Origin of the sequence: Neobacillus sp. SuZ13, from assembly GCF_030123365.1 — a bacterium.
GTDB lineage: Bacteria > Bacillota > Bacilli > Bacillales > Cytobacillaceae > Neobacillus.
This window is the reverse complement of sequence record NZ_CP126107.1, coordinates 2,399,033-2,414,103: the sequence shown is the minus strand read 5'-3', so window position 1 is coordinate 2,414,103 and position 15,071 is coordinate 2,399,033. Positions and strand designations below refer to the sequence as shown.

General features: G+C 37.6%; 18 protein-coding genes, 1 pseudogene and 1 riboswitch. Of the genes and pseudogenes, 9 read left to right on the top strand and 10 right to left on the bottom strand.

From position 1 onward, the window contains the following. Window positions 1-5 precede the first annotated feature (5 nt). From ribB to QNH17_RS11525, 3 genes and pseudogenes are all read right to left on the bottom strand, one after another. Window positions 6-629: pseudogene (gene ribB / locus QNH17_RS11535) on the bottom strand (3,4-dihydroxy-2-butanone-4-phosphate synthase); the annotation flags it as partial. A gap of 39 nt (window positions 630-668) precedes the next feature. Next, window positions 669-1,328 (bottom strand): riboflavin synthase, encoded by a 660-nt coding sequence (ribE, locus tag QNH17_RS11530; RefSeq protein WP_283878805.1) that lies wholly within the window; start codon window positions 1,326-1,328, stop codon window positions 669-671. A gap of 148 nt (window positions 1,329-1,476) precedes the next feature. Continuing rightward, window positions 1,477-1,625: riboswitch (FMN riboswitch) on the bottom strand. 127 nt (window positions 1,626-1,752) lie between these two features. After that, complete coding sequence (locus QNH17_RS11525; RefSeq protein WP_283878804.1) at window positions 1,753-2,223, bottom strand: GyrI-like domain-containing protein; 471 nt, start codon at window positions 2,221-2,223, stop codon at window positions 1,753-1,755. A gap of 221 nt (window positions 2,224-2,444) precedes the next feature. On the opposite strand from QNH17_RS11525, the gene QNH17_RS11520 reads away from it, so the two are divergent. Together QNH17_RS11520 and QNH17_RS11515 are read left to right on the top strand one after the other, a co-directional pair. Then, window positions 2,445-2,648 (top strand): hypothetical protein, encoded by a 204-nt coding sequence (locus QNH17_RS11520; RefSeq protein WP_098575308.1) that lies wholly within the window; start codon window positions 2,445-2,447, stop codon window positions 2,646-2,648. Further along, complete coding sequence (locus QNH17_RS11515) at window positions 2,641-2,838, top strand: YwbE family protein (RefSeq protein WP_283878803.1); 198 nt, start codon at window positions 2,641-2,643, stop codon at window positions 2,836-2,838. The genes QNH17_RS11520 and QNH17_RS11515 overlap by 8 nt, the downstream gene beginning before the upstream one ends. 765 nt (window positions 2,839-3,603) lie before the next feature. Here the strand turns inward: QNH17_RS11515 and QNH17_RS11510 are convergent. Then, complete coding sequence (locus QNH17_RS11510; RefSeq protein ID WP_026566955.1) at window positions 3,604-3,804, bottom strand: cold-shock protein; 201 nt, start codon at window positions 3,802-3,804, stop codon at window positions 3,604-3,606. 128 nt (window positions 3,805-3,932) lie between these two features. Further along, the gene (locus QNH17_RS11505) at window positions 3,933-4,682 is read right to left on the bottom strand and encodes a Cof-type HAD-IIB family hydrolase (RefSeq protein WP_283878802.1); all 750 of its coding nucleotides are present in this window, start codon (window positions 4,680-4,682) and stop codon (window positions 3,933-3,935) included. Between the two features lie 208 nt (window positions 4,683-4,890). Here QNH17_RS11505 and QNH17_RS11500 point away from each other — a divergent pair, with 208 nt between their 5' ends. From QNH17_RS11500 to QNH17_RS11490, 3 genes are read left to right on the top strand one after another with little or no spacing between them, the layout of a single operon-like run. Next, a complete protein-coding gene (locus QNH17_RS11500) occupies window positions 4,891-5,157 on the top strand; it encodes a spore germination protein (protein ID WP_283878801.1) in 267 nt (88 codons plus the stop codon). A 19-nt stretch (window positions 5,158-5,176) separates the two neighbouring features. Beyond that, on the top strand, window positions 5,177-5,419 hold the full coding sequence (locus QNH17_RS11495) for a spore germination protein (RefSeq protein WP_283878800.1): 243 nt from the start codon (window positions 5,177-5,179) through the stop codon (window positions 5,417-5,419). 12 nt (window positions 5,420-5,431) lie between these two features. Further along, window positions 5,432-5,839: an Hsp20/alpha crystallin family protein gene (locus QNH17_RS11490; protein WP_283878799.1), complete on the top strand. Its 408-nt coding sequence runs from the start codon at window positions 5,432-5,434 to the stop codon at window positions 5,837-5,839. A gap of 152 nt (window positions 5,840-5,991) precedes the next feature. Here QNH17_RS11490 and QNH17_RS11485 read toward each other — a convergent pair whose 3' ends face one another. Further along, window positions 5,992-6,294 carry an iron-sulfur cluster assembly accessory protein gene (locus QNH17_RS11485; protein WP_283878798.1) on the bottom strand — a complete coding sequence of 101 codons (303 nt, stop codon included), beginning with the start codon at window positions 6,292-6,294 and terminating at the stop codon, window positions 5,992-5,994. A 371-nt stretch (window positions 6,295-6,665) separates the two neighbouring features. Between QNH17_RS11485 and qoxA the strand changes: the two genes are divergently transcribed. Genes qoxA through qoxD form a run of 4 tightly spaced genes read left to right on the top strand, consistent with a single transcriptional unit; the run spans window position 6,666 to window position 10,483 of the window. Continuing rightward, complete coding sequence (gene qoxA, locus QNH17_RS11480; RefSeq protein WP_283878797.1) at window positions 6,666-7,628, top strand: cytochrome aa3 quinol oxidase subunit II; 963 nt, start codon at window positions 6,666-6,668, stop codon at window positions 7,626-7,628. Further along, window positions 7,618-9,594, top strand: a complete 1,977-nt coding sequence (gene qoxB / locus QNH17_RS11475) for a cytochrome aa3 quinol oxidase subunit I (protein ID WP_283878796.1) — start codon at window positions 7,618-7,620, stop codon at window positions 9,592-9,594. The genes qoxA and qoxB overlap by 11 nt, the downstream gene beginning before the upstream one ends. Then, window positions 9,584-10,189 (top strand): cytochrome aa3 quinol oxidase subunit III, encoded by a 606-nt coding sequence (qoxC, locus tag QNH17_RS11470; RefSeq protein WP_026566947.1) that lies wholly within the window; start codon window positions 9,584-9,586, stop codon window positions 10,187-10,189. Before qoxB ends, qoxC begins: the two co-directional genes overlap by 11 nt. After that, window positions 10,190-10,483 (top strand): cytochrome aa3 quinol oxidase subunit IV, encoded by a 294-nt coding sequence (gene qoxD, locus QNH17_RS11465; RefSeq protein ID WP_283878795.1) that lies wholly within the window; start codon window positions 10,190-10,192, stop codon window positions 10,481-10,483. 252 nt (window positions 10,484-10,735) lie between these two features. On the opposite strand, the gene pssA is transcribed toward qoxD, so the two are convergent. The 4 genes from pssA to QNH17_RS11445 form a co-directional block, all read right to left on the bottom strand. After that, on the bottom strand, window positions 10,736-11,446 hold the full coding sequence (gene pssA / locus QNH17_RS11460) for a CDP-diacylglycerol--serine O-phosphatidyltransferase (RefSeq protein WP_283878794.1): 711 nt from the start codon (window positions 11,444-11,446) through the stop codon (window positions 10,736-10,738). A gap of 19 nt (window positions 11,447-11,465) precedes the next feature. Further along, on the bottom strand, window positions 11,466-12,137 hold the full coding sequence (locus QNH17_RS11455) for a phosphatase PAP2 family protein (RefSeq protein ID WP_283878793.1): 672 nt from the start codon (window positions 12,135-12,137) through the stop codon (window positions 11,466-11,468). A gap of 166 nt (window positions 12,138-12,303) precedes the next feature. After that, complete coding sequence (locus QNH17_RS11450) at window positions 12,304-13,092, bottom strand: TerC family protein (protein ID WP_283878792.1); 789 nt, start codon at window positions 13,090-13,092, stop codon at window positions 12,304-12,306. A 311-nt stretch (window positions 13,093-13,403) separates the two neighbouring features. Next, window positions 13,404-14,936 carry a carboxypeptidase M32 gene (locus QNH17_RS11445; protein ID WP_283878791.1) on the bottom strand — a complete coding sequence of 511 codons (1,533 nt, stop codon included), beginning with the start codon at window positions 14,934-14,936 and terminating at the stop codon, window positions 13,404-13,406. Between the last annotated feature and the right edge of the window lie 135 nt (window positions 14,937-15,071).

The window sequence follows — 15,071 nt, the reverse complement described above, 5'->3', positions numbered from 1 at the left end:
AGTTAAACTTCACGCTTAACCAAGTTTTCTTTTTTCATTCGGTATTCAACTAAATCTTTAATCGTAATCATTTTAAGATTCATTTTCTCAGCAATTTTGAAAAGATCGGGAACCCGGGCCATCGTTCCATCATCATTCATAATTTCACAAATAACCCCAGCAGGCTTAGCGCCGCATAATTTGGCAAGATCCACCGCTGCTTCTGTATGTCCATTTCTCTTTAGAACTCCACCTTGTTTAGCAATGAGTGGAAAAATATGCCCTGGTCTTAAAAAATCAGCGGCTTCTGATTCTGGGTCAACCATACTCAAAACGGTTGCGGATCTTTCAAATGCAGAAATGCCAGTGGTCGAGAATTTATGATCAATACTGACAGTAAAAGCAGTTCGTTTCGGATCTGTGTTGTTTGTAACCATTGGATGTAAGTCAAGCTTCTTAGCTAAATCCTCGGCAATAGGCACACAGATTAGACCTCGGCCGTGAGTGGCCATAAGATTGATGACCTCGGGTGTTGCTTTTTCAGCTAGGGAAATAAAGTCCCCTTCATTTTCCCTATCCTCGTCATCACAGACAATGACCACCTTACCTTCCTTTAAATCCGATAGTGCTTCATCAATTGAATTAAACACGGGTATCTCTCCTTTCGATCATTATGTAACGATCATTGTTTAAAAAAATCCATTCTCTTCTAAAAAATTAGCGGTTATCCCTTTGTTGCTTTTTTGCGGAAGTTGATTAGAAAAATTATTAATAAAATGACCAACATATTTTCCTATCATATCGCATTCTAAGTTTACAATATCCCCTGAACCCTTAAGCCCTAGAATCGATTCTGACAACGTATGCGGGATAATGGATAATGTAAAACTATTCTCCGAAACGGAAAATACGGTTAAGCTTGTCCCATCAACCGCAATTGACCCTCTTAAGATTACATATTTCAATAATTCCTCTTCGGCTTCAATCTCATAGTAAATCGCATTTTCAAGTGATTGTTTACTTTTTATTACACCTGTTCCGTCAATATGACCTGAAACGAAATGACCGCCAAACCTGCCACCCGCTGCCATCGCCCGTTCAAGATTTACTTTCGAACCCCGTTTTACCATGTTTAAACTGCTGGCTCTGACCGTCTCCGGCATAACATCTACCGTAAACAGTCTTCCAGTAAAGGATGTAACGGTTAGACAAACCCCATTAACAGCAATACTGTCACCAAGATGGACATCGTTCAGTATTTTTTTCGCTTCAATGGTTAATACAAACGATTCGCCCGTCCGCTGGATGTTTGCAACTACGCCAATTTCTTCAATAATTCCAGTAAACATATTGTTCCTACTCCTTACTATGTTTCCCTTTAATTCTTACTCTAAAAAAAGAAAGACCCTGATAACAATAAGTCATCAGGGTCAGTAAAAAGGCAATAGAAAATAAAGGCTTAAAAATAGGCACACTTCACCCTACTGTTAATCCTGTCTTTTCCTTCTCCCATCCAGACTTTAACTGTCGGCCCTGGAGTTTCACCAGATCCACCGCTTAACATAATTATGTTAACCGGGTCACGGACTAAGAAGCTTAGCTTCATCACCGCCGGTTAGGAATTTCACCTGACCCCGAAGGAAATTATTTGAATATATATCTATATGTTATGATATTTCATTCTAATAGTAAAGTAATTCGCTCTAACTAGTCTTTACTATAGACGATATTAATACTCTAGGCTTATTTACCCTCTTAATTTTCCCGTCTTAGTTATTGTTTATAAGTCTTTACAGGTAAATAAATATCAAAATAAAGTTCGCCATTCTCATTTTGATGTTTATGCTCTTCTTTAAATACTTCTATACTTAATGCATTGTAATCCTGTTCATACCCATATTCTTCCATCCAAGAATAAATTTGTTTATATGTATTTTCCACTTCTTCATGACTTCCTCGATGTGTAGCGTAAACATAATTTTTACTTGGAATTGTAAAACCAACCATTCCATCTGGAATTGCCTCAATTTTTTCAACAGGTGTTGTCACATAATAAGTAATTTCTGTTTCCCTGCTATGAAAAGGTGCGATTAAAACAGGTTCATTCGTTTGATAAGATACTTCTGCTAGTCGATTTACCATCTTTTTAAAGAGAGTTGGAAGTGTATTAATTTGTGAGTAAGTTCCATTCCATGAAATCCCAACGACCTTCATTTCTTCTTTTTCTATTACTTGGATACTCATGCTAATCCCCCTTTTGAATTATCATATTAATATAATTCTCACCCTCACTATTAAAATCCTGCAAAAATAATTCGACTAAATCATTCAAAAAAGCCGCCCATGAAATTGAACGGCCTTTTCCTATCCCGAAATTAACTGTCTATTTAAATTATGAGGTAAATTTTATTATTATGATGAAAATAGATTATAATGGACTTAACACATTAATAGGAGGATTTACTATGAGTAATGAAAATCAAACCAATCCACAGGAAGAACCCAAGAAGAAAATAAGTCTGCAAGAAGCGATGAAACAACAACTGCAAAATAAGAAGAACAAATCTGCCGGAGGAACATCAAGTTCAAACAACTCGATGGCAACTAAAAAGCTGCAAAGCCAGCAGACGAAAAAAGTAAGTAATTCACGGAGAAAAATGGGTGTCTAGTGGGCAAAATCGAGTAGATATTTCCCCAGGCGCACTCGTCAAAATTGTCCTAAAAGCGGATCAACGAAGTGGGAAACTTACAGAGGGGACCGTCAAGGATATATTAACCAAGTCCAGCTTTCATCCTCATGGCATAAAGGTCAGGCTTACTGACGGACAAGTTGGAAGAGTTAAGGAAATAAATAATTAGTTGATAGCAATAACCCCCTGTAGATATGAGGGCACTAAAATAGTTCCTTAATATAAGGTTGTGTGTTTAAATTGGCTGTTGATTTCCGCTCCAGGCGGCTTCGCTTTCCGCGGGCGTGCCGGGGAGCCTCCTCGGCGCTATAGCGCCTGCAGGATCTCCCCGGCACCATACTCCCGCAGGAGTCTTCGCCTCCTTCCGCTCCAATCATCACGTTCTTATTTTAGGCTTAAATTAAAAAAGGTATAATTCCTTATTGTTAAGGGAATTTTACCTTTTTTTACTATATAATTATAGGTTACCGTCATAAATAAGTGGTATTATGATTTAAAATCAACTGTCAATGATTCACAGTCCATATATGACTAATTATGGTTTCCTCCAATCAGTAAATGAAGCTCACTTTCATTTACCACTCCGACCATTTTTTTCACTTATCGGGAAATGGAGTAAACTTGCATTTACCACTCCGGCCATTTTTTCCACCTATCGGGAAATGGAGTTCACTTGCATTTACCGCTTCGGCCATTTTTTCCACTTATCGGGAAATGGAGTACACTTGCATTTACCACTCCGACCATTTTTTCCACCTATCGGGAATGGAGCAGCCTTTCATTTACCACTTAGAAGTTTTTTCCCCTTTTAAGGGAAATGAAGCACCCTTTCATCTACTGTTCGGATATTTTTTTACCCTTATCAGCAAATCGCAAGAATCTCTATTCATAAAAAAACAGACCCAAATGACTGGGTCTGTTTATTGGCGGGTCATTATGATTTACGGACGTTTACTGCTTGTGGTCCACGTTGGCCACTTTCAATTTCAAACGTTACCTCTTGACCTTCGTCTAATGTTTTGTATCCTTCGCCTTGAATTGCAGAAAAGTGAACAAATACATCTTCTCCACCTTCACGCTCAATGAATCCAAAACCTTTTTCACTGTTAAACCATTTTACTTTACCTGATTCCATTCTTTGTAGCCTCCTAGCATGTAACAATTACATGTAAATTGCAAATTGATTGCATAATTATTTTTACCCATTTCCTTTTTACCTATACCATGAGAATTTCAAAAATTTTACTTAGAAATGAACAATGTTTATAAAACCCATTTGTAGATTGCTTTTGCAACTCCGTCTTCCTCGTTTGTGGCAGTTACCCAATCTGCAGACTCTTTTACAAGATCTTGAGCATTTCCCATCGCAACTCCCAGGCCGGCTGCCTTGATCATCGCCAAATCATTTAGACTATCACCAACCGCCATTACATTTTTCATATCCAATCCGAGCCTGTTACATACAATCTCCAGACCCTTCGCTTTATTAATGCCGGCCGAATTCACTTCGATATTTTTCAACGTGGAATTACTAAGTTCAAATTCACCCTTTGCCTTTAGTTCATTCATGATTATCTCTCTTGTTTCGTCATCATCGATATTAAAGCCAAATTTCATCCATTCTAAGGTATGTAAGTCCCCTGGCATTTCATTATGCCAATTACGTTCCGTGCTAATCGCCCAAAACTTTGTTTTATGCTGCTGCGATAACTTCCACATCCATTCTACAAGGTCGGACTTTACCAAGTTCCTCTCCACTAATTCACGTTGATCATCCCATATTTCACTTCCATTAACGGTGACCAAATAAGAATCTAGCTCCAATGAGTCAGCATGCTCACGGCTTGTCAAAAGCGAACGGCCTGTGCTTAGAACCACATATATTCCTTTGTCCTTAGCAGCTTTGATGGCTTGGCGATTTGCATCCGAAACCTGTCCTTTATTATTTAATAGTGTACCGTCCATATCGAGTGCAACTAGCTTGACTTCAATGCCATTTTTAAATTTATCCATTTGTAAACACATGCTCCCTTCGACTTTTCCTATTATTAGATTAACATCATTACTAAAAACTAATCAAACTCTTAAGTTTACATAATATCGTTATAATAAATAATAATACAAGGTCCCTGCGATTTTCCGTAGGAGCCTTTATTAAGTAACATATAGGCACTCTATTGCATATAGTACCCATAAGCCAAGAATAGAAAGGTGTTTAAAGATGCCATCGGTTGTTATCAATTTATATTATTTAAAAATCAACAGTATTTCGGGCAATGGTTCCATAACTATAGGGGAGGCATCTCATAATAGTCCCACTTCCAATACTAAATCACAAGGAATTAATGCTTCATATGGAGATACATCACCGACTGAGGCGATGATGGAAAACCTATTGAACGACCCAGATGTGAATGATCAAACTTCCATTGGAACTACTGATGTTGCGAATGTAAATAGAGCCATTTCACCTGTACCACCAATTTAAATTATAGGAGTTTTCTGATATGCCATATCAAATAAATATTTTTAATTTCAAGTTAAATGGAGCTGCCCAAAACGGGAATGTTGATATAGGTCCTACTGTGCATAATAGCCATACAGCTAATAGTAAGTTTATTGGAGCAAATTTCTCTTTAGGTGATTTTTCACCAGCTTGTTCGCTTATGAACTCAGGCAATATAGATACAGATGTTAGTGATCAGGATCAAATAGCTAACCCTTCTATGCCTATTGCCAATCAACTTTAAGGGAGCAGTAATATGGATATAGAAAAAATGAGAAAGTGGCTAGAGATTACAAACGAGTATAGAGAAAGCAATTTTTGGTCTAGTGTACTCAAGCAAAAACAACCCGAGGAATTTTTTAGAGAAGTTTCGTTTAATCCAAAATTTGACGTATATCAAAATGATTATTATAACTTTATTATTTTTGAAATACCTGGGGTAAATCAAGAAGATGTTTCGCTTAGCTTAATTTCAAACACACAATTAAAAATAAATGGCAGTATAAAACCGGTTTTACCATTAGAAATGGAAATGAAGAGAGAGCGTGTATATGGAGATTTTGAACGAGTAATTGACCTTCCAGAACCAACACAGGCTTATTTAATACATTTACAAATTAATAATGGACTACTTCATTTATCATACCCTCGAAATAAATGTTGATTATAGATATATAAGAACTTTGGAGTTATCTTCTACTCTAATTTCATAAAGGCTTAGTGCAAAGGATTACCCTTCTATGATCATAGAAGGGTAATCCTGCTTCTCTATAAATAAAACGCCTGTCAATAACAAGCGCTTTTCATGTGGTCAAATTAATGATGGTGATGAACACCCATGGTTGGGTTAGTAATTAGCCATTCTTCTTTCGGTAATTGGAAATATTGGATCCAGATGCTATTTAAAGTTGGTTCATTTTTATCAAGAATGAAATCAATTTCTTTATCACTTGTGACTACCACATCGTTTTCGGTTGGGGTATCTAGCCTTAAATCATAATGGGCATGGTCCCCATGAATACTTGTGACATAAACACGGAATAGTTTTCCTTGTGCTTCTTCTTGTTCTAACATTTTTTTCAAAGCTTTTGCTGCGTTACGATTCACTTTTACCTTCATTTTTTGCTCTCCTCTATTTATGTATTCCTTCGTATTATCCCACTTTTTTGCAAAAATAGACAATTATTAGTTTCGAACAAAAAGGACTAAATTACCAGGTAAAAAAATACATACATATTTTTCCTCGATAGGGATTTTAAAACCTTAACAAATTTGTCACAAATTAATCGAAAAACGTGTATAAACATCACAGCATTATTGTTAATATAGGTTTAGAAAATACTAACAGACTAATTACTATTAAATAATAACTGATTTAATTTAGGCTCAATTACTACATTGGAGCAAAAAAAGAAGTAATTCAGTCTTGTTTGTGAAAGGTTTCACGATTATAATCGTAAAAGTGAACATTTTGGAGGGGAGAAAAATTCATGTTTAAAAAAAGCTACTTAATCCCACTATTAGCTTTAGTACCAACTTTGCTTTTAAGCGGATGTACGAATATGGTCGTCTTTGATCCAAAAGGGCCTGCCGCTCGTGACATTCTAGATTTAATTAACTGGTCACTTATTTTTATGTTACTAGTGGTTGTCGTTGTATTTGGTTTATTTGGATATATCATCTGGAAATATCGTGCTAAACCTGAAAATGCAGATTACGAACCACCTGAAGAACATGGAAGCACAAAATTAGAAATAATTTGGACTGTCATTCCTATTCTTATTGTCATTGCTTTAACGATTCCTACTGTTAAAACAATCTATAAGCTAGAAAAAGTACCTGCTGGGTATGAAAATAAAAAACCAATTACCATAAATGTGACTTCTGCCGATTGGAAGTGGATTTTCAGTTATCCGGAACAAGGGATTGAAACAGTGAACTACGTAAATATTCCTGCTGGCACACCGGTACAGTTTAAGTTAACCTCTGCTGGTACAATGCAATCTTTCTGGGTTCCTGCTTTAGGTGGTCAAAAGTATACCATGAACAAGATGGAGACAGAGCTGTACCTTACAGCTGACAAACCTGGTGAATTTTTAGGAAGAAATACCAACTTTAACGGTAAGGGCTATGCTGAAATGGAATTTACAGTTGAAGCAAAATCCCCACAAGCCTTTGAAAAATGGGTAAAAGAAGTTAAAGAAACTGCTCCTAAGTTAACAGAAAAGAAATACAATCAACTTCTTAAGCCTACACACTTAGGACGTGAAACATTCCTTGGAACTCATCTCGCCTGGGTAAACCATGCGGATATGAATTCTAAAACTTATACAAATCCTGAATTGTACGAAGTACATGGCGTTAAAGGAAAGATTTTTGAAGAGAAAGAAACAAATAGTCATTCTATGGACATGAGTGAGCAATCAGTTGGAGGTGAGAAGGATGAACATTAATTGGCATGACTTTTTTATAGTTGGCAACCCATTAATACTAGGTTCCCAGATTGCTATTCTCTTAACAATGATCGGAATTGTAGCTGGAGTTACCTATTTAAAGAAATGGAAATGGCTCTGGAGAGAATGGTTAACAACCGTTGATCATAAACGGATTGGGATTATGTACATCCTTTCTGGTGTATTGATGTTTTTCCGTGGCGGTGTGGACGGCCTTTTAATGAAGGCTCAAACTTCACGTCCAGAGATGAAATTTTTAGATGCACAGCATTACAATGAAATTTTTACTACACACGGTGTTATTATGATCTTGTTTGCTGCGATGCCATTATTAATTGGATTAATGAACGTGGTAATCCCACTGCAAATCGGTGCTCGTGACGTAGCATTCCCACAACTTAACGCGTTAAGCTTCTGGCTGTTCTTTAGTGGTGCGATGCTGTTTAATATTTCGTTTGTTGTCGGTGGGTCACCGGATGCTGGTTGGACTGCTTACTTCCCTCTTGCTGGTAAAGAATTTACCCCTGGAATTGGGAATAACTATTACGCCATTGCCCTGCAAATTGCTGGGATTGGTACCCTAATGACGGGTATTAATTTTATTGTCACTATCTTAAAAATGAGAACCAAAGGCATGACACTGATGAGAATGCCAATGTTTACTTGGACTTCATTCATTGCGTCAGTGATTATTGTTGCTTCATTTCCAATTTTCACAGTTGCGCTTGCATTGATGACGTTTGATCGGATCTTTGGAACTCACTTCTTCACCTTAGCGGGTGGCGGTATGGATATGATGTGGGCAAACCTTTTCTGGTTATGGGGTCACCCTGAAGTATATATCGTTGTCCTTCCCGCATTTGGGATGTTCTCTGAGGTTATTTCAACCTTTTCTAGAAAAATGCTGTTTGGCTATAAATCAATGGTATTCTCGATTGTGGGAATTGCGTTTTTAAGTATGCTAGTTTGGGTTCACCACTTCTTTACAATGGGAGCTGGACCAGGAGTTAACTCTGTTTTCTCCATTACGACAATGATGATTGCCATTCCTACGGGAGTCAAAATGTTTAACTGGTTATTTACGATGAGAAAAGGACGTATTCAATTTACGACCGCGATGCTTTGGGCACTTGCGTTCATTCCATGCTTTATTATTGGTGGTGTAACTGGGGTTATGCTTGCCATGGGTGCGGCCGATTATCAATATCACAACACCCTATTCCTTGTCGCTCACTTCCACTATGTATTAATTCCTGGTGTTGTGTTTGCGGTATTTGCTGGACTTTATTACTGGTGGCCAAAAATGTTCGGCCATATGTTAAATGAAAAAATCGGAAAAATTCATTTCTGGTTCTTTACAATTGGATTTAACTTAACCTTTATGCCAATGTTCTTCCTAGGACTTGACGGAGCAGTACGACGTTCATACACGTATTCAGCTGAATCAGGGTATGCACCACTTTTCATGCTATCTACCATTGGCGCAGTCATTTTAGCAATCGGCTTTGGCGCGCTTTGCTATAATATTTATTGGAGTGCACGTTATGCAGACCGCAATATTTCTAACGACCCATGGGATGCAAGAACGTTAGAATGGGCTACAGCTTCACCGCCTCCATTCTATAACTTTGCAAAACTACCTGAGGTAAAATCTGTTGATTCCTTCTGGTATATGAAAAAGCATAATGAAGATTTAACTTTAAAGGACGACGAAATTGAAGAAATCCATATGCCAAGTAATTCTGGTTTACCAATCTATATGGGTGCTATCTTTGGAATCGCAGGCTTCTTCCTAGTCTTTGAATGGAAAATTGCGGCTCTTGTAGCCACTGTAGGTATCATCATTGGGTTAATCATTCGTTCGTTCGATTATAACGATGGCTTCCATGTACATGTTGACGAAATAAAGGAAACGGAAAAAGCATGGCGTAACGTCGGTAAAGGGGGGAACAGTAATGTCAGCTAATGTAAACACTGCCTTACCACTCGAATATCAAACAGAACAGAACCGGATGAATATTCTCGGTTTCTGGATTTTCTTAGGAGCGGAGATTATCCTCTTTGGTACCCTCTTCGCTGTATTTTCTGTCCTAAGTGCGAGATATGCTGGCGGTCCAACTCCAAAGGACCTTTTTGAAATAAAAGATGTTATGGTCGAAACGATTCTCTTATTAACAAGTAGTTTTACTTGCGGTCTTGCCATTTATGAGATGCGCCGTCATAACCGAAATGGATTATTGTTATGGTTCATCATTACCCTTCTCCTAGGTGCTGGGTTCGTGTTCATGGAGATCACTGAATTTATCCATTATGTTCACGAAGGAGCAACTATGCAAACAAGTGCTTTCTTATCAAGTTTCTTTGTCTTACTTGGTACACATGGACTGCACGTGAGCATGGGGATTGGCTGGGCGACAATGGTCATTATCCAAATTTTAAAACGAGGTTTAACACCTGTAACTGCTCGTAAAACTTTTATCATCGGACTATATTGGCACTTTTTAGATGTTGTCTGGATTTTTATTTTCACATTTGTGTACTTAGCAAGGATGGTGGCATAAATGGCTAAAAATACAAAAGGATTTCCACTCACACATGTTTTAGGCTTTGTAATGTCATTAGTACTAACTTTTGCAGCACTTGGTGTGGCGCTAAAAACCAATCTTCCTTTTAAAACCATACTTTGGATCATCGGTTCATTAGCGGTCATCCAAGCTGCCCTTCAATTATATATGTTCATGCACATGAACGAAGGAGAAGACGGCAAATCCCAAATCATCAACGTCGCTTACGGCTTCTTCATCGCTTTCGTAACCGTAGCAGGATCGATCTGGGTTATGTCTTTCGGAATGTAAATAAGAAAAGCGTAAGCGCCCTGGTCAGCGGCGTATGGCCTGGAGCGCTTCAACTGAGATAAAGGAAACACGAAGAGCCGGAGGCGCATTCGTGCTTGACTTATCGTAGGGCGGAGAGCGAAGGACACTAGCCGCTAGGGCGCTGGAGCTGGACAATTCTCGAAGTCAAATTTTATACTTTCTTATCTTATATAAATAGGTGTCAGGCACCATGTGAAATCTTCACATGGTACCTGACACCCTTTTTTGTTCCTATTTTTTTATTCCTCCGTTACCTTTTCTCTTTCTTCTTACTAATTGGAAGATGATAAAAGCTATGTAAAGCGGGATTGCGACATAGATGAAATATGGAAAGCGATGCTGTTCTTTTTTGAAGACCAGAAATATCGCGTACCCTAGGAAAAGCGTGACAATAATTCCATATTTAGGCAGTGGAACATCTTTCAAACTTGGGATTTTTATCGTGCTTACCATTAAGTAACAGATGATAAAAAAGGCAATGGGCAGGATGATCTCTGGCATCTTACCTTGGAACAGTGTTAGCAGTGTTAACAATCCCCCACCTGCCGTGATGGGAACACCGGTAAAATAATGATTTGAAGATTTAACAGCATTAATATTAAAACGTGCTAATCGGTAGGCTCCGAATAAAGGGAATAATCCTGAAATGGCCATCCCTGCCACACCAAACTCAGAGAAATATGAATAATAAGCCATCATTGCCGGTGCAACACCAAAAGTTACCACATCTGCCAGCGAATCTAACTCTTTTCCCAACTCACTATCAACGCGTAACATTCTTGCAATCCTGCCATCCATACTGTCGAGCATCATCCCTATTAATATTAATATAGCTGCATTTTTGTAATCCCCCTGTGCGGAATACATGATGGATAAATATCCGAAAAATAAATTAGAGATGGTAAATAAATTAGGAATACTGTTTCTGATAATATGTATCACTCCATACTAGATAAGAAATTTAGGAAATATTCTTTTCACGTTGCTGTTTTTTATTATAACGTTTTTCCTGATAATATTGGAAAAAGAAAATAGCTGTTGTAAGCCAAAAGCCGCTTGCAAAATATCCGCCAATGATATCACTTGGGTAATGGACACCTAAATAAATTCGACTGATTCCAATGGCTAAAATCATCACCATACTAACGATGATTAGTGTCCATCTTCCTAACCCGCTTGTAATATGCCGCCATAATAAGAACGAAATAATCACATAGACCGTAAAAGCATTCATCGCATGCCCACTTGGGAAACTATAACCTTCAATTTCAATTAAGCGATGAAACTCAGGGCGTACTCGTTGAAAAAAATTCTTTAAAATTCCATTTAATATCGCTGAACCCACAATTGCCGCAACAAACAAGATTAATTCTAAACGATGATGGAGCACTTTATAGAGAAAAAATAAAAGAAAAAGGCTCAGAACAATGACAAATGGAGCAGAACCAATATACGTAAAGAATTTCATCACATATGTAAGTAGTGGTGTTTCCATTCCTTGAACACTGTTAATTATGGTACGATCAAATTGAATGATTTTTTGGTCACTTATTAATAAGGATATCAGACTAAAGCCAATAATGGAAACAACACTTAGGCTAAATGCGATTATAAGATATGTTTTTAATTTCATCAATACAAACCTCTCTAGAAAATTGGATTTATGATTATACTTTATAGGATGCTCATTGCTTCATCTTCTACAACGTCTAACCTCACTGTCCACTGAATGCTATGTAAAAAACCATAAGAAAGGCAGATTGGGTTGAATCTGCCTTTCTTATGAAGGTAAAAAATAATTATAGTGTCTTTGGTTCTTCTCGCACTGGTTCTACGCTTTTTTCTTTCGAGAAAAACCAGCCAGCTGCGGCGATCCCTACTAATACTACATAAAAGGTTATTTTCCAAACTGTTGAATGTGCAAAATCTTCGTTTAGAATCGCTAACATAGGATGTGATAATGTGTAAACGGCGAGCTTAACACCAACCCAGCCTACAATTGTAAAAGCAGCAATTTCTAATCCTGGTCGTTTTTCCAGTAAATTTACAAACTTATTCGCTGCAAAGCGCATAATAATTAATCCAAGAATCCCGCCAGCAAAGATTACTAAAAATTTACCACCATCCAGACCACCGATATTTGGAAGCGGTGTGTTTGGCAGAGCAACGGCCATTGCAACAGCAGCAAGAATCGAATCAACGGCAAAAGCAATGTCAGCCACTTCTACTTTTAATACCGTCACCCAAAAATTGCTCTTTTTTGATCCTGCCTTCTCCTCTTTATCTTCCTCTTTCCCTTTAATGACCACCTTGCGGAAAATATGATTCCCTGCCATAAACAGCAAATACAGAGCTCCAATGGCTTGAACCTGCCACACATCCACAAGGAATGAAATCACAAACAAAGAAGCAAAGCGAAACACAAATGCTCCTGCCAAACCATAAAATAATGCCTTCTTACGTTTTTCTTCGGGTAATTGTTTCACCATTATCGCAAGTACTAAAGCGTTGTCAGCGGCTAAGAGACCTTCTAATGCCACCAAGATTAATAATACCCAGCCGTATTCCAGTAAAAGAGTTAAGTCCATGAATATTTCCTCCTTAAAGTTGGTTTTTTTCAAAAAATACTCCCTTACGCCATAAAAATAGGCCTTTACTGATTACAGTAAAGGCCTAAAATAACACACAAAAAGACCTTTACAGTAAAGTAAAGGTCTTGCTAACAACGTAAATGTTGCCAATAAAGCCGGAGTAATCAATACTCGGAATGACGACTTTATTGTAGCAGCTACTCCCCTTTAAAAAGGAAATATTTAATTATTAATAGTATATTATACTGTTAATAAAATGTCAATGTTAGTTTAAGAGTTTAATATTTACTACTTCACGGCTTTACAGTTTACAATCCATAAACCTCTGTATATTTTTTTTCAAGATATTCAACCAAATATTCCGCGTTTAATTCTTCCCCCGTTACCTTAGCGATCAATTCATTAGGTGTATAAAGCTTTCCATATTGATGAATCTTTTCTTTTAACCATTCTTGGATAAGATCAAAGCGTCCATTTTCAATATGGTTATAGAAATCTGGAAGTTCTTTTTGAATCGTACGGAGAATTTGAGCTGCATAGAGATTCCCTAATGAATAGGACGGGAAATAACCGATGCCTCCAAATGACCAATGAACATCCTGTAATACGCCTACTGTGTCAGTACTAGGAGTTACACCGAGATAATCTTGCATTTTTTGATTCCAAACTTCTGGAAGGTTCTTCGCTTCGATCTCTCCACTGATTAATGCTTTTTCAATTTCATAACGAAGCATGATATGCAAATTATAGGTTAATTCATCCGCTTCAACACGGATAAATGAAGGCTGCACCGTATTTACAGCCCGATAAAATTCGTCAACAGTAATATTTTCAAGCTGCTTTGGAAAATACTCTTGAATTTTAGGGTAGAAGTACTTCCAGAATTCCTTACTGCGGCCGACCATATTTTCTAGGAATCTCGATTGAGATTCATGGATACCGAAGGATGCCCCGCTTTGTAGAACAGATTCCTCAAACTGTGGATTGATATGCTGCTCATAAATTCCATGCCCAGCCTCATGAATGGTTCCAAATATAGCTGAGCGAACATTTCCTTCTAAATAACGAGTCGTTAATCGCACGTCACCTGTATTAACGGTTTGTGCAAAAGGATGAACCGTTTCATCCAATCTACCCGCTTCAAGGTCAAAGCCTATAATAGGAAGGATATAGCGGTTAAATTCTTTTTGCTTTTCAATCGAAAACGATTGTTCAAAAATTTCTGCCTGTGTCCGCTTTCCATTTTGTTGAATGCGCTCTAAAAGCTTTACACTAGAATCTCTTAATTTTGCAAAGAGCGGATCGAGTTTTTTCACAGTTAAACCTGGTTCAAATTCATCCAAGAGGGCATCGTACGGATGGTCCTCATACCCATAGATATCAGCAAATCTTCGCTTGTAATCAACGATTTTCTCTAAGTACGGAAGGAAGCGGCCAAAATCATTGTTTTCCCTAGCCTCTTCCCAAGCATCATTGGCCTGTGCCGTTAAGATGCTATATTCCTGGAATAAGTCTGTAGGAATGGTCTTTGATTTTTGGTAAAACTCTTTATATTCTCTAACTTTTGCTCTTGTTACTTCATCTAATAATATCAAGTTATCAGGAAGAGTTAGCTCCGCTAGCAGTTCACCCATTTCCTCAGAAACAGAAAGCTTAAAAATTTCCGTCCGTAGGGTACCCGTTGCCTTGGCAAACGTACTTCTCCCTTTTTTCGGTGCCATGACTTTTTGATCCCAGTCAGCTAAACCAATAATGCTTGAAAAATGAGTGATTTTTTCATCCAAAGCCTTAAATTGCCCTAATGCCTTAAGTACCACTGGATCAATGACTTTCTGTTCCATAATCTAGACCTCCTAATCAATCTCTCGTTTCTATAGATGTTTGTTTTAAAAAAACACATCCCTTCTGATTATAAAGTAAAATTTCAAATACGGGGAAAAATTAGAAATTTTTCTATAGACAAAAAATTTATTTTA

Excerpts from the sequence above, each read along its gene's own strand:
- ribE (WP_283878805.1), bottom strand. The coding sequence starts at position 1,328 with ATGTTTACTGGAATTATTGAAGAAATTGGCGTAGTTGCAAACATCCAG.
- QNH17_RS11525 (WP_283878804.1), bottom strand. The coding sequence starts at position 2,223 with ATGAGTATCCAAGTAATAGAAAAAGAAGAAATGAAGGTCGTTGGGATT.
- QNH17_RS11520 (WP_098575308.1), top strand. The coding sequence starts at position 2,445 with ATGAGTAATGAAAATCAAACCAATCCACAGGAAGAACCCAAGAAGAAA.
- QNH17_RS11510 (WP_026566955.1), bottom strand. The coding sequence starts at position 3,804 with ATGGAATCAGGTAAAGTAAAATGGTTTAACAGTGAAAAAGGTTTTGGA.
- QNH17_RS11505 (WP_283878802.1), bottom strand. The coding sequence starts at position 4,682 with ATGGATAAATTTAAAAATGGCATTGAAGTCAAGCTAGTTGCACTCGAT.
- QNH17_RS11500 (WP_283878801.1), top strand. The coding sequence starts at position 4,891 with ATGCCATCGGTTGTTATCAATTTATATTATTTAAAAATCAACAGTATT.
- QNH17_RS11495 (WP_283878800.1), top strand. The coding sequence starts at position 5,177 with ATGCCATATCAAATAAATATTTTTAATTTCAAGTTAAATGGAGCTGCC.
- QNH17_RS11490 (WP_283878799.1), top strand. The coding sequence starts at position 5,432 with ATGGATATAGAAAAAATGAGAAAGTGGCTAGAGATTACAAACGAGTAT.
- QNH17_RS11485 (WP_283878798.1), bottom strand. The coding sequence starts at position 6,294 with ATGAAGGTAAAAGTGAATCGTAACGCAGCAAAAGCTTTGAAAAAAATG.
- qoxA (WP_283878797.1), top strand. The coding sequence starts at position 6,666 with ATGTTTAAAAAAAGCTACTTAATCCCACTATTAGCTTTAGTACCAACT.
- qoxB (WP_283878796.1), top strand. The coding sequence starts at position 7,618 with ATGAACATTAATTGGCATGACTTTTTTATAGTTGGCAACCCATTAATA.
- qoxC (WP_026566947.1), top strand. The coding sequence starts at position 9,584 with ATGTCAGCTAATGTAAACACTGCCTTACCACTCGAATATCAAACAGAA.
- qoxD (WP_283878795.1), top strand. The coding sequence starts at position 10,190 with ATGGCTAAAAATACAAAAGGATTTCCACTCACACATGTTTTAGGCTTT.
- QNH17_RS11455 (WP_283878793.1), bottom strand. The coding sequence starts at position 12,137 with ATGAAATTAAAAACATATCTTATAATCGCATTTAGCCTAAGTGTTGTT.
- QNH17_RS11450 (WP_283878792.1), bottom strand. The coding sequence starts at position 13,092 with ATGGACTTAACTCTTTTACTGGAATACGGCTGGGTATTATTAATCTTG.
- QNH17_RS11445 (WP_283878791.1), bottom strand. The coding sequence starts at position 14,936 with ATGGAACAGAAAGTCATTGATCCAGTGGTACTTAAGGCATTAGGGCAA.